The sequence below is a fragment of the Acinetobacter sp. DMC2 genome, from assembly GCF_056314305.1.
Window position 1 is genome coordinate 132,779 of the sequence record NZ_JBQUYP010000007.1, and the last position, 20,652, is coordinate 153,430.

The following is a 20,652-nucleotide window of genomic DNA, read 5'->3' on the forward strand; positions in this document are numbered from 1 at the left end:
TTATGTCGATTTATATTAAAGCTTATCAATAAAACCGTTATTAAATATGCAAAAAAAGCATTTTATTGATGAATGAAAGCTCGTTATGCTATCCGCCTTAATAATGAATCTACTAGCCATACGCCATGTATTTATATACCGATTTCGACCAGCAACTGGTTAATGAACGAGTTGCTCAGTTCCGTGATCAGACTGAACGCTATTTAGCTGGCAAACTTTCTGAAGATGAATATCGTCCGTTACGTTTGCAAAATGGTTTATATGTGCAACGCTATGCGCCTATGCTGCGTATTGCTGTGCCGTATGGCTTAATGAATTCTAAGCAATTACGTAAAGTTGCTGAAGTTTCAACTGCTTATGACCGTGGATATGCACACGTATCTACCCGTCAAAATATCCAGTTGAACTGGCCTGCACTTGAAGATGTGCCAGATATTTTAGCTGAACTTGCAACTGTACAAATGCATGCCATTCAAACCAGTGGTAACTGTATTCGTAACACCACAACTGACCAATATGCAGGTGTGGTTGCTGGTGAAATTGCAGACCCACGTCCAACATGTGAATTGATTCGTCAGTGGAGTACATTCCACCCAGAATTTGCATTCTTGCCACGTAAATTCAAAATTGCTGTTTCTGCACTTGAAGAAAAAGATCGTGCGGCAACTGCATTTCACGATATTGGTGTTTACATCGTGCGCAATGAAGCGGGTGAAATCGGCTATAAAATTATGGCTGGTGGTGGTTTAGGCCGTACTCCAATCATTGGTAGCGTTATTCGTGAGTTTTTACCACGTGAAGATTTAATTGCTTACTTAGAAGCGGTTCTACGTGTTTATAACTTGCATGGCCGTCGTGATAACAAATATAAAGCACGTATTAAAATTCTAGTTAAAGCATTAACGCCTGAAGTATTTGCACAGAAAGTTGAAGCTGAATTTGAACATACACGTGAAGCATTAAAAATTCAGCCAGAAATCTTGAAAAAACTGGATGAAGAATTCACTCCTTTTGATTATCAAGATTTGGCAGATGAAGACTTTACAGCTTTATTTGCTGAGCATCCAAAATTCAAACAGTGGTTCAACATCAACACGCATGCGCATAAAGTGAAGGGCTATCGTATTGTTACGATTTCTCTAAAACGTGCAGGTATCGCACCGGGCGATATGACCACTGAAGAAATGAACTTTATTGCAGATCTTGCTGATAAATATACTTTCGGCGAACTTCGCACGACTCACGAACAAAATATTGCTTTGGCAGATGTGCCTCAAAAAGATTTGTTCGATGTATGGCAAGCGCTTGAACAGCAAAATATGGCACGTGCACATATTGGTTTTATTACCGATATTATTAGTTGCCCGGGCGGTGATTTCTGTTCACTTGCAAATGCGAAATCAATTCCAATTGCTGAAGCAATTACACGTCGTTTTGATGACTTAGATAAAGTTTATGATCTTGGTTATTTAGATCTAAATATCTCTGGTTGTATGAATGCTTGTGGTCATCACCACGTAGGTAACATTGGTATTTTAGGTGTAGATAAGAAAGGCGCTGAATTCTACCAAATTACATTAGGTGGTAATTCTGACCATGATGCATCAATCGGTGACATCTTAGGGCCATCATTTGCAGCAGATGCTGTGCCAGATGTAATTGAGGAAGTATTAAATACTTATCTTGATTTGCGTACGGAAGGTGAGCGTTTTGTTGATACATATCGCCGTGTAGGAATTCAACCATTTAAGGAGCGTGCATATGCTTAATACAGCTCTACCAGTGCTTTATAAAGATGGCACGATTGCAGATAATACTTATCAAATCATTGCGGAAGACGGTGTAGTTCCTCAAGGTGACGTTGTGGTAACGACAGCTCAACTTGACCAATTAGCTAACGTTCAAGGCAAAAAAGCTTTGTATGTGACGGTAAATGATTCACCTGAAGAGCACACATTTCCATTAAGTGAACTTGATGCAATCTTCATTGAGTTTGCAGGTTTTGGTGATGGTCGTGGTTATTCATTTGCTGCACTATTGCGCCGTCAAGGTTTCCAAGGCGAATTGCGTGCAACTGGTGATGTGTTTAAGGATGTCTTAAACTACTTAAAACGTTCAGGTTTTGATAGTTTTGTGATTAAAGAAGGTAAAGATGTGCAAGAAGCGGCAGCTGGTTTGCAAGACTTTATCAACCCATACCAAGCTTCAACAGCCGTACCACAAGCAAGTTATCAAACTGGTGCTTAAATAGTTTTTAAATATAAAGGCTGAACTCAGGTTCAGCTTTTTTTATGAATAATTTTTAAATGACTCAACTGAAGAACAACAATGTTAGGTTTAATTTCAAAAATAAATCCTGGTGCTTGGTGGCTACTTTTTGCTATTGCGACAGATGTACTCTCAACATTTTATTCTGCTAAGGGGAATGGCTTAGTCAATAAAACAGCTCAGGGTATTGCTCTGGTCTTGTATATTATTTCTTTTGCATGCGCTGCTATTGCTTTGAAATATATGCAAGCTGGAATCTTATATGTGCTTTGGTCTGGGATAGGTGTATTAGCAACAGCTTTTTTGGCAAAGATTTTTCTTGGTCAGAATATTGATGTGGCAGGATGGGTGGGAATTGGTTTTATTACTGTAGGTTTAATGATTATTGCACAATATTCCAATATCGATGTTTAAAGCCCTTATAGAAATAATAGGCATTTCTATAAGGGCTAAATTGAAAATATTAACTATCAAGTTGGCAGTTAACCATCCACTTTATACCGAACTGATCGGTAAAAGCGCCGTACAATGCGCCCCAGAACGTTTTTTCTAAAGGCATTTCAATTTGACCATTAACACATAAAGCATCAAAAAGTTGTTTTGCTTTTTCTTGCTCATCTTTTTCAAGATTGATCGAGATATAGTGATTATTTCCTTGGGTAAAAACGCTGTTAGGAGCACAGAACTGATCATTTGTATCTGAGGCCATAAGCACAGTGTATTCATTAATTGGCAGTGAAACATGTAGAACCAGATTTTTGTCGGCTTCCGATAACGTCACACCTTCAGGCGCTGGCATATCACCATAACGGCTTAACATACCGAATTCACCACCAAATACTGATTTATAAAAGTTAAAGGCTTGTTCTGCTTGACCTTGGAAATTGAGATAGTGATTGAGTTGCATTGTTATTGTCCATTGTTGTTTTCGTTTAAAAGAATAAGTTAAAACTTAAAAGTGATTTTGTGGGTCTTTTTTTGTAGTTTTTTCATAAAAAAATCCCACCGAAGTGGGATTTTAAAATAATGAATTTGGATTAAATGAGTTCAATTGCAACTGCTGTTGCTTCACCACCACCAATACAAAGTGCTGCAATACCTTTTTTACCACCGGTGCGTTTCAGTGCATGAATCAACGTAAGAATAATACGAGAACCCGTAGAACCTACAGGGTGACCTAGGGCACAAGCACCACCATTGATATTCACTTTTTCAGCATCAAGTTTGAAATCATCAATTGGACACATGGTAACCATCGCAAATGCTTCGTTAATTTCCCAAAGGTCAACGTCTTGAGCATTCCACCCCGCTTTTTTAAGCACTTTTTCGATAGCACCCACAGGAGCGATCGTAAATTCTGAAGGATGCTGAGAGTTTGAAGCTGTCGCGATAATTTTTGCAAGCGGTTGTAAACCACGTTGCGTAGCAACATCACTTGAAGTCAATACTAATGCAGACGCACCATCCGAAATAGAACTCGCATTTGCCGCGGTAATTGTACCGTCTTTTGCAAAAGCTGGTTTGAGTGAAGGAATTTTGTCAATCTTTGCATTTAAAGGTTGTTCATCCTGATCAACAACGACATCACCTTTGCGACTAGGTACGGTAACTGGAACGATTTCATCTTTGAAATAGCCTTCAGTAATTGCTGTTTGAGCACGTTTCAAAGAGCGAATCGCAAAGTCATCCATTTGCTCGCGTGTATAGCCACGACTATTTGCCATATCTTGAGCAAAAGATCCCATTAAACGCCCGGTTTCAGCATCTTCGAGTCCATCAAGAAACATATGATCTTTAATTTCACCATGGCCCATACGATAGCCAGCACGTGCTTTTGGTAAAACATAAGGTGCATTTGTCATAGACTCCATGCCGCCAGCAACAACAATGTCAGCACTGCCTGCTTTAATCATGTCGGTTGCTTGCATCACGGCTTTCATACCAGAGCCACAAAGCTTATTAATCGTCACAGCACCCGTAGAGTCTGGTAAGCCTGCTTTGCGCATTGCTTGACGAGCAGGACCTTGCTTTAAGCCAGCAGGAAGAACACAACCCATAATGACCTCTTCGACATCAGTAGGTTGTAAACCTGCTCGTGCGATTGCTTCTTTAATCGTTACAGCACCTAATTCAGGCGCTGTAAGTCCTGATAGTGATCCTTGAAAACCACCCATGGCAGTACGAGCACCATTAACAATTACGATATCAGTCATTGTTGTAATCTCCGATTGTTCTTTATCTCAAATTAAGAAAACATTAAAACTTAAGCAGTATATTGCAAAATGAGGGATGGCTTGGATTCTGTATTAGACTGTAGAGTTCTAACAATTTTGAAGTTCTTCTAAGCGTACATGCCCCATTTTGCTAAGAACTAATTTAAAATTTTTAAGCTGATTATAAGAACAATAAGTAAAACTGCCGTTAGACTCACGTGGAAGTCCAGTATCTCCCTGAAATACGATACTATTTAATTTTTTGCCGAATTTTTGAAATTTCAAAGAGCCATAACGATGTTTAAGCTCAATATTGGTTAATATTTCTTCGTCGCTTTCTCTTTGTAGATTATGATTTGTGTCTACAAAGCTTATAAGCCTTGTATCCCAATTACTATTACATATAGACAAATCAACACTTGGGCAAAGTACGACACGCTTATGTCGTAGAATTGCGTCGTATTTGGCTTTTTGTATATGAATTGTGAGTAGTTGAGGTGTGCTTTTTAATTCCATTGAAGCCATAAATTGGTGGTATAAAGGAAGGGCTAGGGTGAACGTAATCATAAGAATTGCGAGCGTTATAATGAGTTCCATCAATGTGAAACCGGGAGATTTAAACATTAAAATTCCTTAATATATAAAGAAATATTTTGATTTTATGCGTTCTATCAATGATTTATATGACTTTTTATAATGAGGAAACACAAAATTAAATAAAGGTTATCAGGACGCTAGAATACTGGTAAAATCACCCTAAGCGAAACAAAGAAGTTGTTCATATTTGCTAGTTGAGTAAAAAATTACCGAATTACAACGGAAATTGTAAGTAATTTTGTCAATAATTTACTTGATTAAAATTATCAAGCACTTGGAAAGTCTATCAAGTGTTTGTATGATTCAAATGTGAATAGCTTAAAAATAATACTGGGGTGAAAATATCTCAGGGGCCAATAAATTTAGGCTGAGCTTGAACAACAATTGTTATCTCTGGAGGATATCCATGAAATTGAGTCGTATTGCACTTGCTATGCTTGTTGCTGCTCCATTAGCTGCTGCTAATGCTGGCGTAACTGTTACACCATTATTGCTTGGTTACACTTTCCAAGACAGCCAACACAACAATGGCGGTGACAAAGGTGAGTTAACTAACGGACCTGAACTACAAGACGATCTATTCGTTGGTGCAGCTCTTGGTATTGAGTTAACTCCATGGTTAGGTTTCGAAGCTGAATATAACCAAGTTAAAGGTGATGTAGACGGTCTTGCTGCTGGCGCTGAATACAAACAAAAACAAATCAACGGTAATTTCTATGTTACTTCTGATTTAATCACTAAAAACTATGACAGCAAAATCAAGCCATACGTATTGTTAGGTGCTGGTCACTACAAATACGAAATTCCTGATCTTGCATACCATAACGATGAAGAAGGTACTTTAGGTAATGCTGGTTTTGGTGCTTTCTGGCGCTTAAACGATGCTTTATCTCTTCGTACAGAAGCTCGTGGTACTTATAACTTCGACGAAAAATTCTGGAACTACACAGCTCTTGCTGGTTTAAACGTAGTTCTTGGTGGTCACTTGAAGCCTGCTGCTCCTGTAGTAGAAGTTGCTCCAGTTGAACCAACTCCAGTTGCTCCACAACCACAAGAGTTAACTGAAGACCTTAACATGGAACTTCGTGTTTTCTTTGATACTAACAAATCAAACATCAAAGACCAATACAAGCCAGAAATCGCTAAAGTTGCTGAGAAGTTAACTGAATACCCTAACGCTACTGCACGTATCGAAGGTCACACAGATAACACTGGTCCACGTAAGTTAAACGAACGTTTATCTTTAGCTCGTGCTAACTCTGTTAAATCAGCTCTTGTAAACGAATACAACGTTGATGCATCTCGTTTGTCTACTCAAGGTTTCGCTTGGGATCAACCGATTGCTGACAACAAAACTAAAGAAGGTCGTGCTATGAACCGTCGTGTATTCGCGACAATCACTGGTAGCCGTACTGTAGTTGTTCAACCTGGTCAAGAAGCGGCAGCTCCTGCAGCAGCTCAATAATTTGAGTTCTTGAACAGTAAAAAAGCGACTCGTTAGAGTCGCTTTTTTTATTGCGATTTTTAAAATATTTAGTCATTTCTATGTCTCCTTAATAAATAATTACTTTCGATCTTGGTTTAAATTATTTACCATTCACCTTTTCTCAATTGCTGTTTAGCATCTTGTCTATCTCTACGATGTTGAGCACGAGGTTTCTCTGTTTCATGAATTCCACCTTTGTGAAGTAAAGGGGAAAGAGCCACTTGATTACGGACTTTGATTTTTGGCATTTCTTTAATTTTCATGTTCTAACCTTTAATACATAAAACTTGTTTAAGTGTGTGAACAACTTCAATGAGGTCAGTCTGATTTGCCATGACTTCATCAATATCTTTATAAGCACTTGGGATTTCATCAACAACACCACTGTCTTTGCGGCATTCAATACCTTGGGTTTGTTCAATAAGATCTTGCTGGTTAAAAAGAGTTTTTGCCTTGCTTCGACTCATTTTACGACCTGCTCCGTGAGAACAAGAACAAAATGACTCAGGGTTTGCTTTACCTCTGACGATATAAGAGCGTGCTCCCATTGAACCTGGAATAATGCCTAATTCATCTAAGCCTGCTCGAATTGCACCTTTTCGGGTGATCAATAAACTTTCACCGAAATGTGTTTCACGGCTTACATAGTTATGGTGACAATTAATTGCTTCTTTTGTCATTTGAAAAGAGGGTAGAAGAGGGCGAATTGCTTCTAATATTAATCGCATCATTTCTTTGCGATTTTCAAAAGCATATTCTTGAGCCCACTCTACAGCTTCTACATAATCATCAAAACTGGTTGATCCTTCGGCAAAATAGCTTAAGTCTTTATCAGGTACGTGGCCAAAGCGATGCTGAGCTTCTTTCTTGGCTAACTCAATAAAATAAGTACCAATGACATTACCCAGCCCTCTGCTACCTGAATGTAGCATCACCCATACGTCTTGATTTTCATCAATACATAATTCTATAAAGTGATTGCCACCGCCTAAAGTACCAAGTTGCTTTTGCCATGTTGCATCAAACTGTCGAAGCATTCGAACAAGTCCAGGATGCTTTTTGATAATGGGTTCTAAGCGTTTTTCAAGTGGAATAATGCTAGAAGCTTTTGCTTTAACTTGTTTATGCAAAGCAAAGCCAACTGGTACTTTACGTTCGATCGCATCACGCAAACGACTTAAGTTATCAGGTAATTGTGAAGCCTTTAAACTCAAGCGAATTGCATTCATTCCACAGCCAATGTCAACTCCTACAGCAGCTGGAATAATGGCATGTTTGGTTGGAATAACACTGCCTACAGTCGCGCCTTTTCCTACGTGAACATCTGGCATAACAGCAATATGTGAGTATATAAATTGCAGTTGAGCCATTTTCTTGAGTTGTTCGATACTTTCACTATCTATATCTTGAGTGAAAATTTTAACGGGAACACCGTAAAGTGCTTCCTCATTTAATATTTTTTGTATGCCCATAATTTTTCTCTTATTTTTGTCCGAGCAGGCATAAAAAAACCTAGCGAATGCTAGGTCTTAAATTTGAGCATTCGGACAAGTGAAGTGAATTTGTACACTTGTCCGTGAGCTGACATCGTGCCAAATTATTTAATCTGTTTTACCTTGTAGTGTTGGCATGATGTCCTCCTTATTTAAAAGCGCCGTTGAAAATCTGAACGGCATTTTACGCTTTTTTAATCAAAGATCAAGCTTTTGATCTTTGATTTACTTTTAATTACCGATTCTTAGTCTTGCTCTGGCTTCACATTCATTTGATCATAAGCGATCAGTTTAGTTTTATTTTTCCACTTATAACCTAACCAAATAATTAAGAATAATGGCAAACTAATATAAGTTGAAAGTAGGCCTAACCAGTCAATTTTTCCACCTAAAATGGCTTGATAGTTCTGCCCTAAGATGATGATTGAACAGAGAATAAAGGCAAACCAAGGGGCAAATGGGAAAAATTTGGCACGGTAAGCTAAATCTTCTAATTTATACCCTTGAGCAATATAGCCTTTACGGAAACGATAGTGTGAAATCGCAATGCCCAGCCAGACAATAAAACCACACATCCCTGACATATTCAGTAGCCAGTTAAAGACTTGTTTTTCACCAATAAACGTTGTCAAGAAACAAAAAGCGGCGATAAATGTGGTGGCATATAGTGCATTCATTGGAACGCCACGACCATCAAGTTTTGCAAACCACTTTGGTGCGCGACCTTCCTGAGCCATTTTAAATAACATACGAGTTGATGAATACATGCCTGAGTTACCTGCTGATAAAATAGCGGTAAGAATGACAGCATTCATTAAACCAGCTGCAAAAGCAAAGCCAACTCTTTCATAGAGCAATGTAAACGGAGAAAGTGCAACATTTTCAGTGGTAGCAGCTTGTAATAAATTTGGGTCATCATAGGCAATTAGCGTGCCGATAATGAATATACATAAGATATAAAATAATAAGATTCGCCAGAAAATCTGCTTGATTGCAAGTGGAATCGTTTTCTTTGGATCTTTAGATTCACCAGCAGCAACCCCTACCATTTCAGTCCCTTGGAAAGAGAATCCGGCAATCATTGCTACACCGATCATGGCCTGTAAACCACCAACAAAAGGTGCTTCTTTATAGGTCCAGTTTCCAAAAGCTGCGACACCTGGAGTCAGCATGATCTTAATGATCATGGCTAAGCCAATGATAATAAACGCTACAATCGCAATCACTTTTACCATTGAGAACCAGAATTCGCTTTCGCCGAATCCTTTTACTGTCATGGCATTGATTGCAAAAATTACGATAAGGAACAGGGCACTCCAATAGAACCCTGGAATATCAGGGAACCAGAACTTCATAATAAACTGAACTGCTACAAGTTCGAATGCAACTGTGATTGCCCAGTTATACCAATAGTTCCAACCTAAAGCGAAACCAAAGCCTTCTTCGACATAACGACTACCATATGTAAAAAAAGCCCCAGAAGTTGGATTATGGGTTGCAAGTTCACCTAAACTGGTCATTAAGAAGTAAATCATAATACCAATAAGCGAATAGGCGAGTAGCGCTCCACCTGGGCCAGCATTTGCAATGGTCGATCCAGAAGCAAGGAAGAGGCCTGTACCAATGGAACCACCAATGGCGATCATATTCAGATGACGAGCCCCAAGCTTACGCTGGAGTTTTTCAGGAGCATGTGTTTCGCTCATGGAGATTCCTTACATAGTTTGTTATGCACAGGCATATAACACCTTAAAGCCTTGAAGATCAGTTTTAATCTGGCACTGACCAAAGTGCTTCTCAATTAAGATCGGATAGTTTAAAAAACGGTTTGCTACAATCCATAGCTCACCTGATGCCTTTAAATGTTTTTTAGCGTTTTGGCAGAGTCCTTCACTTGCATCATAGTTGGTATGAATACCTTGATGGAAAGGGGGATTACTGACAATGGCATCGAGTTCTGTTGGAGCGTCTGCAATACCTATGACAGGCTGCAATCTCAACTGGTCTGAACCTATTCCATTTCGACTAAAAGTCATTTCCGTTGACCGTAAAGCGAAAGCATCAATATCTAGGGCGTGAATAATATTACTTGAATTTATTTTTGCCAAATAGCAACTGATAATTCCAGCACCACACCCGAAGTCGGCAATTCTACCTGATTTCACCTGATTAAGATAAGGGAGTAAAACAGCAGTTCCGACATCTAGATGATTTTGGCTAAAAACACCGGGAAGGGCACAAATCGTAAGCTCTTGTTCATTAACCTGAACAGTATAGGTTTTAAGCCATTTTTCTAGAGGTTTAATTTGTTCCTTTTTCTCAATCTTTAAGTGCCATAGCTGACAGTGACGTGCACTATCAAGTTTTAGTACTTTGCCAAAGCTTTGTAATTGTTTGGCGGCTCTTTCTACGCCACCTTTTTTTTCACCGACTAAAAAAACAGATTGATTGGTTTTAAGATGGCTCATCACTACATGTAATATGTAATTTAAGAGTTCTTTAGATTTTGGAACAAAAATAATTGCTTGGTCGAATTCTTGTGAGGGAAATTCAACTGAGAAGTGAGCTTTTGTTCCACTATTTATAAATCCTTGATAGTCGGCATGGTTCCATGTCCAGACTGACGCATCAGTCCCAGCTGGTAATTGACTGACTAAGGCATCATTCGGTGCATTAATTAACAAGATACTACCTTTTAAATAGTCTTGCTGTCTTAATACCACTTCACTTCTAGGATCCATGTACATCTCTCATGAAGAAGAATGCCCAGTGGGAGCTGGGCAGTAATCAAAATTAAAAGTTAGTTATTTATGCGTTTCAGGAAGCACAACATTTAAAATTAATGCTGCTATACCACCTGTTGCCACGCCAGAGCTAAAAATATTTTTAAATAATTCTGGAAGATGCTCTAAAATTTGAGGAACTTGAGCAACACCCAAACCTAGTGCAAGTGAGATGGCAATAATTAATAATGCTCGGCGATCAAGGTGAATAGATGAAAGAATATTAATGCCTGATGCAGCCACGGCACCGAACATCACCATAACAGCGCCACCTAAAACTGCTTGAGGAACTGCTTGTATAACACCAGCTACCGCAGGAAATAGACCTAATAAAATAAGTAATCCGGCAATCCAGATACCTACATAGCGACTAGCCACGCCAGTGAGTTGAATTACACCATTGTTTTGAGCGAAAACAGAACTTGGGAAAGTATTAAATAATCCAGCGAGTAAAGAGTTTGCACCATTTACTAATACACCACCTTTAATGCGTTTCATCCATTCAGGACCATTAACAGGTTGGTTAGAAAGTTTACTGGTTGCTGTCACATCACCAATGGCTTCTAAAGAGGTCACCAAATAAATGAATGCCATTGGAATGAATAAGCCCCATGAGAAGCTCAAGCCAAAGTGCATTGGTGTTGGAATTTGTACGAGGGGCGCATCTTTAATACTAGAGAAATCTAGATGTCCCATAAATCCAGCAAGAATGTAGCCAATCACTAGCGCGATTAAAATAGCTGAGCTTTTAATCCAAACCACTCGAATACGATTGAGTACAATAATAATCGCAAGTACGGTACATGACATAATAAGGTTGTCTGCACTTGCAAAAGTGTGGTCTTGCATGGCTTGGTAACCACCACCCATACTAATCAAGCCCTCTTTAATAAGCGTTAAGCCAATTAATAAAACAACAATACCTGTCACCAAAGGAGTAATTAGTCTTTTTACCCATGGAAGAATTTGCGAAACACCCATTTCAATAAAGGAGCCAGCAATTACTACACCGAAAATTGCAGCCATAACTTGGTTGACTGGTGTTCCTGCAGCCACCATTGCACTACCAATGCCAATAATAGGACCAATAAAGTTAAAACTTGTGCCTTGAACAATAAGAAGACCTGCACCAAACGGACCAACTTTTTTACATTGTAGAAATGTAGCAATACCTGAAATTACCAAAGACATCGATAAAATCATGTTGGTTTCGGTGCGTGAAACGCCTAAAGCTAAGCAAATTAAAAGGCCAGGTGTAACAATTGGTACAATAATCGCAAGCAAATGCTGGAAAGCTGCTAAAAAAGCGATCAAAGGTTTTGGTCGATCATTTAAACCATAAACAAGGTCTAAATGGTCTTGAGAGTGTTGATTGGACATGGGTGTAGGTCTGCCGCAATTTTGCAAATTGGCGCTATTCTAATCGAGATAACTATCTTTACAAAACGAAATACAGGGTATTGGAAATTTTTTTGTCAATGTCAATAAACTGTCACTACTAAAATCTATAATTTTTCTGTATAATTTGCCCTCAAGTTTCAGGCTTATCGAATTCTATGTCAGATATCAAAAATCTCCGCAATATTGCAATTATTGCCCACGTCGACCACGGGAAAACCACACTTGTCGATAAATTACTTCAACAATCAGGTGCTCTTGGTGATCGCGCTGGTGAGATTGAGCGTGTCATGGATTCGGGCGCTATTGAAAGTGAACGTGGTATTACCATTCTTGCAAAGAACACTGCAATTAAATGGACCGATGCTCGTACGAATACAGAATACCGTATTAATATCGTCGACACCCCGGGACACGCCGACTTCGGTGGTGAAGTTGAACGTGTAATGTCGATGGTTGACTGTGTATTGTTATTGGTTGACTCTCAAGAAGGTCCAATGCCACAAACTCGCTTTGTAACTCAAAAAGCGTTTGCTCGTGGTTTAAAACCAATCGTAATTATCAACAAAGTTGACAAGCCAAGTGCGCGTCCAGACTGGGTTATTGACCAAGTATTTGACTTGTTCGACAACCTTGGCGGTTCTGACGAACAGCTAGACTTCCCAGTTGTTTATGCATCTGGCTTACGTGGTGTTGCTGGTCCTTCTCCAGAAGAATTGGCTGATGACATGACGCCATTATTCCAAACAATCGTTGACATTGTTGAACCACCAGCAGTTGATGCAGATGGTCCATTCCAAATGCAGATCTCTTCACTTGACTATAACAGCTTCGTAGGTGTTATCGGTGTTGGTCGTATTCAACGTGGTTCAATTGGTTTAAATACACCTGTAACTGTTATTGATAAAGACGGTAAGACACGTAACGGCCGTATCTTAAAAATTATGGGTTACCACGGTCTAGAGCGTGTTGATGTTGATTCTGCTCAAGCAGGCGATATCGTATGTATTACAGGTATTGATGAACTTCATATTTCTGACACGATTTGTGATCCGAAAAATGTTGAAGCTTTACCACCATTGTCTGTAGATGAACCTACAGTAACAATGACTTTCCAAGTAAACAACTCGCCGTTTGCAGGAAAAGAAGGTAAATTCGTTACTTCACGTAACATCCGTGAACGTTTAGACCGCGAATTAATTCACAACGTAGCATTACGTGTTGAAGATACTGACAGTCCAGACCGTTTTAAAGTATCTGGTCGTGGTGAACTTCACCTTTCAGTTTTAATTGAAAACATGCGTCGCGAAGGTTTCGAAATGGGCGTATCTCGTCCACAAGTAATCTTGAAAGAAGTTGACGGTGAAAAACAAGAACCTTATGAAAACGTTACATTTGACGTTGAAGAACAGCACCAAGGTTCTGTAATGGAACAAATGGGTAACCGTAAAGGTGAAATGACAAATATGGAAGTTGACGGTAAAGGCCGTATCCGTATTGAAGCAACTGTACCTTCACGTGGCTTAATTGGTTTCCGTTCTGAATTCTTGACCATGACTTCTGGTACAGGAATCATGACTTCAAGCTTCTCTCACTACGGTCCGATGAAACAAGGTACTGTTGCGAAGCGTCAAAACGGTGTGTTGATTTCTATGGTTCAAGGTACTTGCTTGGGCTATGCATTGTTCAGCTTACAAGACCGTGGTCGTCTATTCGCTAAACCACAGTTAGAAGTTTACGAAGGTATGATCGTAGGGATTAACTCACGTTCAGACGATATGGTGGTTAACCCAACTAAAGCTAAACAGTTAACTAACGTACGTGCTTCTGGTACAGATGATGCTTTAACTTTAGTACCTGCAATTGAATATACGCTTGAACAAGCGCTTGAGTTCATTGAAGATGATGAATTAGTTGAAGTAACACCTAAGTCAATCCGTATCCGTAAGCGCTGGTTGACTGAAAACGAACGTAAGCGTAACAAATAAGTTATTCTTATCTTCGGATGATAAAAACCGCTGATTTCGATCAGCGGTTTTTTTAATCGTTCTATTTAAAATTAAACTAAGCTTAAAATCATATTTTTCTTATCAGAGAATATGTTGTTAAAGTGTGAGATAGTTTTCTTTTTTTTGATAAAAATATTAAATTATCAATATCATGGCGAGTACTATCTAAATTGATAAGATGCCATTGAAAAAGAAAAATATGACGTGTTTCGGCCCCCGACATCTGGAGATGTTTAGATGAGTATTATTCAAGAATTTAAAGAATTTGCCATTAAAGGCAATATGATGGATTTAGCCATTGGTGTGATTATTGGTGGTGCTTTTGGCAAAATCGTGGACTCTTTAGTAAAAGATATTATCATGCCAATTATCAGTGTGATTACTGGCGGTGGTGTTGATTTTTCGCAGAAATTTATTGTTCTAGGATCCAACCCTACCAATCTGCAATCTTTAGATGCTTTGCAAAAAGCAGGTATCAATGTTTTAACTTATGGTAATTTCCTCACCATTTTAATTAACTTCCTAATTTTGGCTTGGGTCGTTTTCTTAATGGTGAAATTATTAAATAGACTTCGCCGTGATAAGAATGAGCCAGAAGCTCCAGCTGCAACTCCTGAAGATATTCAGTTATTGCGTGAAATTCGTGATGAGTTGAAAAAGCAAGCTTAACAATATTCTGAATTAATAAGAAACGGTACCGAGAGTACCGTTTTTTATTACTTAGTATTTTATACTGGGCTAAAGATATTGATAAAATAGACAGGCTACCGATCGGCTCAACTACGTACATTGTAAAAAGGATATAAATAAATGAATCAGCTTTTTGTGTATGGCACTTTATGTCCGAATAAAGCAAATGCTCATATTTTAGAGCAGATTGGTGGAAGCTGGACAAAAGCTAGTGTGCAGGGTGTGATTCATATTTTAGATTGGGGACCAGATAAAGGCTTAAAAGCGCTTGAGTTAGATTCGCAAGCGGATTGGGTAGAGGGTTATTTGTTTAGTACAGAAAAACTTGCTGAAAACTGGCAAATGCTTGATGACTTTGAGGGCTTTCAATACCAGCGTGTCATTGCAGATGTGAAATTAGAGTCGGGTGAGTGTGTTAAAGCCTGGACATATCAACTGAATGCACAGGCTCAAACTTCTGAAAAAAATAATTAAAGTAATGGAATCAACGTAAGTTGCCCATTCGGAATTTAACTTCTAAAAGATGATAGCCAAACTGGCTTTTGATTGGACCTTGTAACACACGTTCAGCAGCTGTAAAAACAACTTTATCGATGACTGGCACAAGTTGTCCTTTTTTGACTTCGCCAAGTTCACCGCCACGTTTTGCCGAATTACAGGTGGAGTATTGCTTGGCAATTTTTGCGAAGTCGGCACCATTTTGTAACTTCTTTTTTAGCTGCTCAGCTAAGTCTTTATCTTTGACTAAAATATGTCGGACAATTGCTGTCTGCATGTTGTCTTTCTCCAAAAAATTAAGGCTTTCTCAACTTTTTAAGTGGTTGGCACTGTGGGCAAAATACGCTGGCACGCTGACCAAGTTTTAAGTTTTCTAATGTGGTTTCACAGTTAACGCACATTTCTCCAGCACGACCATAAGCAAGTAATGTTTGCTGGAAATAACCATTTTCACCCATGGCATTGCTGTAGTCGCGTAAAGTCGAACCACCTAAATCAATTGCTGACTTTAGAATTCGTTTAATTTCGACAACCAATTTCTCAATCTGTTGCATGCTTAAATCACCAGCAGGTTGTGCTGGGTGAATGCCAACATTAAATAAGCTTTCAGTTGCATAGATATTGCCTACACCAACCACTACATGATTATCCATAAGTGCAATTTTTATGCCGACAGATTTATTCTTGAGCTTAGAAGCTAAATATTCTGCATGAAAGTCAGTACTTAGAGGTTCAGGTCCCAAAGTATCTATGAGTTTGCCTTGAGTTTCAGGGTTAAGCCAAAGAATACAACCGAAACGACGTGGGTCATGGTAGCGTAATTGCTGATCTTCAAATTGAATAATCAGATGATCATGCTTTCTTAGTTCATCATTTGGCTCGGTCAGACGAAAACTTCCTGACATGCCTAAATGCCAGAGCATTTGATCTTGTTCAAACTCTGCCAAAATATATTTTGAACGTCGATTTAACCCAATGAGGCGTTGCCCAACGAGTTTTTGAACATCATCGGGGATAGGCCAACGTAAGCTCGGATTACGTACTTCAACACTTAGAACTTTTTGATTCAATAGAGGAAATAAACTGGTTTTGGTTGTTTCGACTTCGGGTAACTCAGGCATGCCAACTCGCAGAATTAACAGATATACTGGATTAATCAAGTATAACGTGTGGTATGTAATATTTCAGAGATTACTATGTCAGATATTTTACCATTAAGCTGGTTTCAACGTGAAACCTCAGAAGTAGCTTATGACTTAATTGGCTGCGTATTATGTAAGCGACAACCTGATGGTCAAGTCATCCGTTGCACAATTAGTGAAACAGAAGCTTATTTGGGTGTTCGTGATAAAGCTTGCCACAGCTACAATGACAAGCGCACAGCACGAACAGATGTAATGTATCGCTCTGGCGGTACGATTTATGTCTACTTAATTTATGGCATGTATGAAATGCTCAATCTGATTACTCAGACAGAAGGTATTCCTGAAGGGGTAATGATTCGTTCTGCATTTTTAAGTGGTGCTTCAACAAAAAAAGAATATAAGCTTCTAGCTGGACCCGGCAAATTGACACGTTATTTAGGTATTGATCGATCTTTAAAAGGCCAGACTTTAGGTGAAGAAACGGGACTGTGGATTGAAGCAGCTTCAATACAGCCAGAAGTGGTATTAACGCCACGGATTGGAATTGATTATGCCGAAGAAGCAAAAGATTGGCCTGAACGATATTGCTGGAAAGACCATCCATCTTTGAGTCGATAATTCTAATCTGGAAATCAATTTTTAGATATCGATGAAGAGTGTTCTAGGTTTACAACAATACAGACCGAATTCTATATCCAGACAAGACACCGCTTTTTGTTATGATAACTACAATATAAATAAAGGAAATAAGCATGTCCTTATTACGCTTAGACCGACTTCATTACTGTATTTTGATGAGTATGGGCTGCATTTCTAGCCCACTTGTTTGGGCAGAAGACTTAACCCAAGACATGACTGTATTGCCAACGTTACATGTGGAAGCAACGCGTACTGATACCACCTATTTGCAGACGCCGGCTTCGGTTTTTCGAATAGATGCACCTCAAGTCGATACTTCTTCACAAGTAAATTTAACCGAAGTTGTAAAGGGTATACCGAGTTTACAGCTTCGCAATCGTGAAAATTATGCACAAGATTTACAGTTATCTATGCGTGGTTTTGGTGCACGTTCAACTTTTGGTGTTCGAGGCATTCGCCTGTATGTGGACGGTATTCCTGCTACGATGCCAGATGGACAGGGTCAAACGTCTAATATCGATTTAAGTAGTTTGGATCATGTTGAAGTTCTAACGGGACCTTTTTCATCGCTATATGGAAACTCATCGGGCGGGACAATTTTAACGTCTACTAAAGAAGGGCAAGGAAAAGACTCAATTGAGCTGAGCTATTCGGGAGGCAGCCACGATAAAAGCCGAGCAGGACTCGTGCTACAAGGTGGGGCGAAGGGTGCGAATGAACCGAGTTATGTTATTAGTTCATCGTACTTCGACACAGATGGTTACCGAGAACATAGCGGTGCAGAAAAAGTATTAAATAATGCAAAGCTCAGTTGGAACCTTGATGATGGTAGCAAAATCAACTGGGTGACTAACTATGTAAAAATTCATGCCGATGACCCTCAAGGTCTAACAAGAGATTTATGGCAACAAAATCCAAAACAAATTGATCCTGATATTCGTGATAAAAACTTTAATGTCCGTAAAGATATTGAGCAAACTCAAACAGGTGTGACGTGGTCTAAACCGATTAATGATAAAAATGAACTCTATGCCATGGCATATTTAGGTAATCGTCAAGTTACTCAATATCAATCTATTCCTAGATGCGCATTTAAGAAAGATACACAAATATGTATCCCTAAGAGTGCACAGTTAAATCCCAATCATGCTGGTGGCGTGATTGATTTTGATCGTAATTATTATGGTGCTGATTTCCGTTGGACGGGTAAAGAGTTACTTCCAAATACCACTGTAAGCCTCGGTGTTGCACTTGATGCGATGGATGAAGATCGTAAAGGGTATGAAAATTTTAACTTGGTAAACGGACAGCCTTCTTATGGCGTCAAAGGTAATTTGCGCCGTGATGAAGATAATACTTTGTGGAATATCGACCCATATTTACAAGCGTCATGGCAGTTCTTACCAACGTGGCGTTTAGATACGGGCGTACGCTATAGCAATGTCCACTATAAGTCGGAAGATCGCTACTTAAGCAATGGCGACGATAGTGGTAAGACTGATTACAGTAAAGTTTTGCCTTCGGCTGCTTTAAGCTGGCAAATTTTACCTGAACTCATGGCCTATGTGAGTTATGCCAAAGGATTTGAAACTCCAACTTTTACTGAAATGGCATATCGTCCAGATGGAGAAAGCGGTTTTAATTTTGATTTAACCGCATCCACAAGCGATACCTATGAAACAGGCTTAAAATCACAAAACCAATTTGGTGACTTTACTTTGGCAGTTTTTCAAACTAAAACCAAAGATGACATCGTTTCTGCTGGCAACTCCAATGGCCGATCAACGTTTCGTAATGCAGATAAAACCTTACGTGAAGGCGTAGAGTTTGCATGGAATAAAAAGTTGTGGCGAGATTTAACTGCGACTGCTAGCTATACATATTTAGATGCAACTTTTGATGCTGATATTCCAGCTTTAGGGAATATTGCTCAAATTCCATCAGGCAATGCCATTCCGGGAATTGCTAAAAACCAGGCTTATGCCTCTTTAGCTTGGCAGCCATCGCACGGTCTATATGGCGGGGTAGATGTACAGTATATGGATAAAGTATACGTGAATGATACCAACAGTGACGCAGCGCCAAGCTACAGTGTAACCTCAGCTAATGTGGGTTATGCATGGGTAATGGGCGACTGGAAAGTGAATAGTTTTGCCCGTGTTGATAACCTATTTGATAAAAACTATGCAGGTTCAGTGATCGTAAATGATGGAAATGGACGCTACTTTGAACCAGCGGATGGACGTAACTGGAGTGCAGGTTTACGTGTAATTAAGCAATTCTAGGAATTAAAAATGGCAAAATTATTTGAAACGGTTAACTTTGGTTCACTACAACTGGTCAATAGAATTGTAATTGCTCCAATGTGCCAATATTCGGCAACAGATGATGGTGAAATTACCTATTGGCATGAACAGCAATGGGCGAATTATGCATTGTCTGGCGCTGGGCTTTGTATTGTAGAGGCGACTGCTGTACAGCCTGAAGGTCGTATTAGCTATGCTGACCTTGGGCTCTGGAATGATCAGCAACGTGACCAAATCAAAACGTTGTTAGCTAAGGTTCATACACTTTCACCGATGCCATTTGGAATTCAGTTAGCACATGCAGGCCGTAAAGCATCTACTGAAAAACCGTGGTTAGGTAAAGGTCAGATTGCAAAAGATCAGCCTCATGGTTGGCAAACGGTTGCTCCCAGTGAAAGTACCTTTTCAGTGCATGATGCAGCGCCCCATGCTTTGACCATTGCTGAGATTAAACAAGTTCAACAAGACTTTGCAGCAGCTGCAAAACGTGCTGTAGAAGCTGGGTTTGAGTTGATTGAAGTTCATGCTGCGCATGGTTATTTACTACATCAATTCTTATCGCCAATTGCTAATCAGCGTACTGATGAATATGGTGGCTCTTTAGAAAACCGTATGCGTATGACTCTTGAGGTTCTTCAAGCAATTAAATTGGCTGTACCAGAAGGTTATCCTGTAGGTGTTAGACTCTCTGCGACTGATTGGTTAGAGAGCATTGAGCATTGGGATGTTGAGTCTACAGTGGGTTTATCAAAAGCTTTAGAGCAATTGGGCGCAGCATACGTGCATGTGTCTAGTGGTGGTTTGCACGAGCATCAATCAATTACGATTGGAGCTGGCTACCAAGTTCCTTTTGCTGAACAAGTCAAAAAGCATGTATCTATTCCAGTGATTGCTGTAGGGTTAATTACTGAGCCAGAACACGCTGAACAAATTTTGGAAAACCAGCAAGCCGATGCTATTGGTCTTGCTCGTGCAATGTTATATGACCCAAGATGGCCTTGGCATGCAGCAGCAGCTTTAGGTGCAGAGGTTAAAATTGCACCTCAGTATTTGCGCTGCCAACCTCATGGATTAAAACAGCTTTTTAACTCTTTTTAATTGTATTGGGCAAAGTCATCTTTGCCCAT

20 protein-coding genes are annotated in these 20,652 nt (G+C 39.4%); 10 read left to right on the top strand and 10 right to left on the bottom strand.

The window, feature by feature from the left end; translation table 11 throughout:
- Window positions 1–125: 125 nt before the first annotated feature.
- The 3 genes from ACT53H_RS15855 to ACT53H_RS15865 all read left to right on the top strand — a co-directional run bounded on the left by ACT53H_RS15855 (window position 126) and on the right by ACT53H_RS15865 (window position 2,682).
- Complete coding sequence (locus ACT53H_RS15855) at window positions 126–1,769, top strand: nitrite/sulfite reductase (RefSeq protein ID WP_476009636.1); 1,644 nt, start codon at window positions 126–128, stop codon at window positions 1,767–1,769.
- The gene (locus ACT53H_RS15860) at window positions 1,762–2,247 is read left to right on the top strand and encodes a DUF934 domain-containing protein (RefSeq protein WP_476009637.1); all 486 of its coding nucleotides are present in this window, start codon (window positions 1,762–1,764) and stop codon (window positions 2,245–2,247) included. The genes ACT53H_RS15855 and ACT53H_RS15860 overlap by 8 nt, the downstream gene beginning before the upstream one ends.
- 81 nt (window positions 2,248–2,328) lie before the next feature.
- A complete protein-coding gene (locus ACT53H_RS15865; RefSeq protein ID WP_002116446.1) occupies window positions 2,329–2,682 on the top strand; it encodes a DMT family transporter in 354 nt (117 codons plus the stop codon).
- A gap of 49 nt (window positions 2,683–2,731) precedes the next feature.
- Here the strand turns inward: ACT53H_RS15865 and ACT53H_RS15870 are convergent, their stop codons facing one another.
- The 3 genes from ACT53H_RS15870 to ACT53H_RS15880 form a co-directional block, all read right to left on the bottom strand.
- The gene (locus ACT53H_RS15870; RefSeq protein WP_476009638.1) at window positions 2,732–3,175 is read right to left on the bottom strand and encodes a VOC family protein; all 444 of its coding nucleotides are present in this window, start codon (window positions 3,173–3,175) and stop codon (window positions 2,732–2,734) included.
- A 130-nt stretch (window positions 3,176–3,305) separates the two neighbouring features.
- Complete coding sequence (locus ACT53H_RS15875; RefSeq protein WP_476009639.1) at window positions 3,306–4,481, bottom strand: thiolase family protein; 1,176 nt, start codon at window positions 4,479–4,481, stop codon at window positions 3,306–3,308.
- Between the two features lie 108 nt (window positions 4,482–4,589).
- Window positions 4,590–5,105 carry a GspH/FimT family pseudopilin gene (locus ACT53H_RS15880; RefSeq protein ID WP_476009640.1) on the bottom strand — a complete coding sequence of 172 codons (516 nt, stop codon included), beginning with the start codon at window positions 5,103–5,105 and terminating at the stop codon, window positions 4,590–4,592.
- A gap of 379 nt (window positions 5,106–5,484) precedes the next feature.
- Between ACT53H_RS15880 and omp38 the strand changes: the two genes are divergently transcribed.
- Entirely contained in the window at window positions 5,485–6,543 is a 1,059-nt protein-coding gene (omp38, locus tag ACT53H_RS15885; RefSeq protein ID WP_238612556.1) for an outer membrane protein Omp38, read from the top strand.
- 125 nt (window positions 6,544–6,668) lie between these two features.
- Here omp38 and ACT53H_RS15890 read toward each other — a convergent pair whose 3' ends face one another.
- The 5 genes from ACT53H_RS15890 to ACT53H_RS15910 all read right to left on the bottom strand — a co-directional run bounded on the left by ACT53H_RS15890 (window position 6,669) and on the right by ACT53H_RS15910 (window position 12,220).
- The gene (locus tag ACT53H_RS15890; RefSeq protein ID WP_174758661.1) at window positions 6,669–6,827 is read right to left on the bottom strand and encodes a hypothetical protein; all 159 of its coding nucleotides are present in this window, start codon (window positions 6,825–6,827) and stop codon (window positions 6,669–6,671) included.
- 3 nt (window positions 6,828–6,830) lie between these two features.
- Complete coding sequence (locus ACT53H_RS15895; RefSeq protein WP_476009641.1) at window positions 6,831–8,036, bottom strand: RtcB family protein; 1,206 nt, start codon at window positions 8,034–8,036, stop codon at window positions 6,831–6,833.
- Between the two features lie 266 nt (window positions 8,037–8,302).
- Window positions 8,303–9,763, bottom strand: coding sequence for an amino acid permease (locus tag ACT53H_RS15900; RefSeq protein ID WP_004789223.1), 1,461 nt, complete (start codon window positions 9,761–9,763; stop codon window positions 8,303–8,305).
- 21 nt (window positions 9,764–9,784) lie between these two features.
- Complete coding sequence (locus ACT53H_RS15905) at window positions 9,785–10,798, bottom strand: methyltransferase (protein ID WP_476009642.1); 1,014 nt, start codon at window positions 10,796–10,798, stop codon at window positions 9,785–9,787.
- A 63-nt stretch (window positions 10,799–10,861) separates the two neighbouring features.
- On the bottom strand, window positions 10,862–12,220 hold the full coding sequence (locus ACT53H_RS15910) for a uracil-xanthine permease family protein (RefSeq protein WP_049838089.1): 1,359 nt from the start codon (window positions 12,218–12,220) through the stop codon (window positions 10,862–10,864).
- A 176-nt stretch (window positions 12,221–12,396) separates the two neighbouring features.
- Here ACT53H_RS15910 and typA point away from each other — a divergent pair, with 176 nt between their 5' ends.
- The 3 genes from typA (at window position 12,397) to ACT53H_RS15925 (ending at window position 15,411) form a co-directional block, all read left to right on the top strand.
- The gene (gene typA, locus ACT53H_RS15915; RefSeq protein ID WP_004789229.1) at window positions 12,397–14,226 is read left to right on the top strand and encodes a translational GTPase TypA; all 1,830 of its coding nucleotides are present in this window, start codon (window positions 12,397–12,399) and stop codon (window positions 14,224–14,226) included.
- A 258-nt stretch (window positions 14,227–14,484) separates the two neighbouring features.
- Window positions 14,485–14,916 carry a large conductance mechanosensitive channel protein MscL gene (mscL, locus tag ACT53H_RS15920; protein WP_107881246.1) on the top strand — a complete coding sequence of 144 codons (432 nt, stop codon included), beginning with the start codon at window positions 14,485–14,487 and terminating at the stop codon, window positions 14,914–14,916.
- A 141-nt stretch (window positions 14,917–15,057) separates the two neighbouring features.
- Entirely contained in the window at window positions 15,058–15,411 is a 354-nt protein-coding gene (locus ACT53H_RS15925) for a gamma-glutamylcyclotransferase family protein (protein ID WP_107881245.1), read from the top strand.
- A gap of 10 nt (window positions 15,412–15,421) precedes the next feature.
- On the opposite strand, the gene ACT53H_RS15930 is transcribed toward ACT53H_RS15925, so the two are convergent.
- Together ACT53H_RS15930 and mutM are read right to left on the bottom strand one after the other, a co-directional pair.
- The gene (locus tag ACT53H_RS15930; protein WP_107881244.1) at window positions 15,422–15,712 is read right to left on the bottom strand and encodes a peptidylprolyl isomerase; all 291 of its coding nucleotides are present in this window, start codon (window positions 15,710–15,712) and stop codon (window positions 15,422–15,424) included.
- 19 nt (window positions 15,713–15,731) lie between these two features.
- Window positions 15,732–16,556, bottom strand: a complete 825-nt coding sequence (mutM, locus tag ACT53H_RS15935; protein WP_032056688.1) for a bifunctional DNA-formamidopyrimidine glycosylase/DNA-(apurinic or apyrimidinic site) lyase — start codon at window positions 16,554–16,556, stop codon at window positions 15,732–15,734.
- A 75-nt stretch (window positions 16,557–16,631) separates the two neighbouring features.
- Between mutM and ACT53H_RS15940 the strand changes: the two genes are divergently transcribed.
- The 3 genes from ACT53H_RS15940 to ACT53H_RS15950 all read left to right on the top strand — a co-directional run bounded on the left by ACT53H_RS15940 (window position 16,632) and on the right by ACT53H_RS15950 (window position 20,623).
- Window positions 16,632–17,198 (top strand): DNA-3-methyladenine glycosylase, encoded by a 567-nt coding sequence (locus ACT53H_RS15940; RefSeq protein ID WP_296528529.1) that lies wholly within the window; start codon window positions 16,632–16,634, stop codon window positions 17,196–17,198.
- A gap of 134 nt (window positions 17,199–17,332) precedes the next feature.
- Window positions 17,333–19,504 (top strand): TonB-dependent receptor family protein, encoded by a 2,172-nt coding sequence (locus ACT53H_RS15945; protein ID WP_476009643.1) that lies wholly within the window; start codon window positions 17,333–17,335, stop codon window positions 19,502–19,504.
- Window positions 19,505–19,513: 9 nt separating this feature from the next.
- Complete coding sequence (locus ACT53H_RS15950; protein ID WP_013196898.1) at window positions 19,514–20,623, top strand: NADH:flavin oxidoreductase/NADH oxidase; 1,110 nt, start codon at window positions 19,514–19,516, stop codon at window positions 20,621–20,623.
- Window positions 20,624–20,652: the final 29 nt, after the last annotated feature.

What these genes read in the sequence shown, in the direction of transcription:
- ACT53H_RS15900 (WP_004789223.1), bottom strand. Translation starts at nt 9,763, where the DNA reads ATGAGCGAAACACATGCTCCTGAAAAACTCCAGCGTAAGCTTGGGGCT.
- omp38 (WP_238612556.1), top strand. Translation starts at nt 5,485, where the DNA reads ATGAAATTGAGTCGTATTGCACTTGCTATGCTTGTTGCTGCTCCATTA.
- typA (WP_004789229.1), top strand. Translation starts at nt 12,397, where the DNA reads ATGTCAGATATCAAAAATCTCCGCAATATTGCAATTATTGCCCACGTC.
- ACT53H_RS15930 (WP_107881244.1), bottom strand. Translation starts at nt 15,712, where the DNA reads ATGCAGACAGCAATTGTCCGACATATTTTAGTCAAAGATAAAGACTTA.
- ACT53H_RS15940 (WP_296528529.1), top strand. Translation starts at nt 16,632, where the DNA reads ATGTCAGATATTTTACCATTAAGCTGGTTTCAACGTGAAACCTCAGAA.
- ACT53H_RS15925 (WP_107881245.1), top strand. Translation starts at nt 15,058, where the DNA reads ATGAATCAGCTTTTTGTGTATGGCACTTTATGTCCGAATAAAGCAAAT.
- ACT53H_RS15870 (WP_476009638.1), bottom strand. Translation starts at nt 3,175, where the DNA reads ATGCAACTCAATCACTATCTCAATTTCCAAGGTCAAGCAGAACAAGCC.
- ACT53H_RS15895 (WP_476009641.1), bottom strand. Translation starts at nt 8,036, where the DNA reads ATGGGCATACAAAAAATATTAAATGAGGAAGCACTTTACGGTGTTCCC.
- ACT53H_RS15910 (WP_049838089.1), bottom strand. Translation starts at nt 12,220, where the DNA reads ATGTCCAATCAACACTCTCAAGACCATTTAGACCTTGTTTATGGTTTA.
- ACT53H_RS15855 (WP_476009636.1), top strand. Translation starts at nt 126, where the DNA reads ATGTATTTATATACCGATTTCGACCAGCAACTGGTTAATGAACGAGTT.
- ACT53H_RS15865 (WP_002116446.1), top strand. Translation starts at nt 2,329, where the DNA reads ATGTTAGGTTTAATTTCAAAAATAAATCCTGGTGCTTGGTGGCTACTT.
- mscL (WP_107881246.1), top strand. Translation starts at nt 14,485, where the DNA reads ATGAGTATTATTCAAGAATTTAAAGAATTTGCCATTAAAGGCAATATG.
- ACT53H_RS15890 (WP_174758661.1), bottom strand. Translation starts at nt 6,827, where the DNA reads ATGAAAATTAAAGAAATGCCAAAAATCAAAGTCCGTAATCAAGTGGCT.
- ACT53H_RS15880 (WP_476009640.1), bottom strand. Translation starts at nt 5,105, where the DNA reads ATGTTTAAATCTCCCGGTTTCACATTGATGGAACTCATTATAACGCTC.
- mutM (WP_032056688.1), bottom strand. Translation starts at nt 16,556, where the DNA reads ATGCCTGAGTTACCCGAAGTCGAAACAACCAAAACCAGTTTATTTCCT.
- ACT53H_RS15950 (WP_013196898.1), top strand. Translation starts at nt 19,514, where the DNA reads ATGGCAAAATTATTTGAAACGGTTAACTTTGGTTCACTACAACTGGTC.
- ACT53H_RS15875 (WP_476009639.1), bottom strand. Translation starts at nt 4,481, where the DNA reads ATGACTGATATCGTAATTGTTAATGGTGCTCGTACTGCCATGGGTGGT.
- ACT53H_RS15860 (WP_476009637.1), top strand. Translation starts at nt 1,762, where the DNA reads ATGCTTAATACAGCTCTACCAGTGCTTTATAAAGATGGCACGATTGCA.
- ACT53H_RS15945 (WP_476009643.1), top strand. Translation starts at nt 17,333, where the DNA reads ATGTCCTTATTACGCTTAGACCGACTTCATTACTGTATTTTGATGAGT.
- ACT53H_RS15905 (WP_476009642.1), bottom strand. Translation starts at nt 10,798, where the DNA reads ATGGATCCTAGAAGTGAAGTGGTATTAAGACAGCAAGACTATTTAAAA.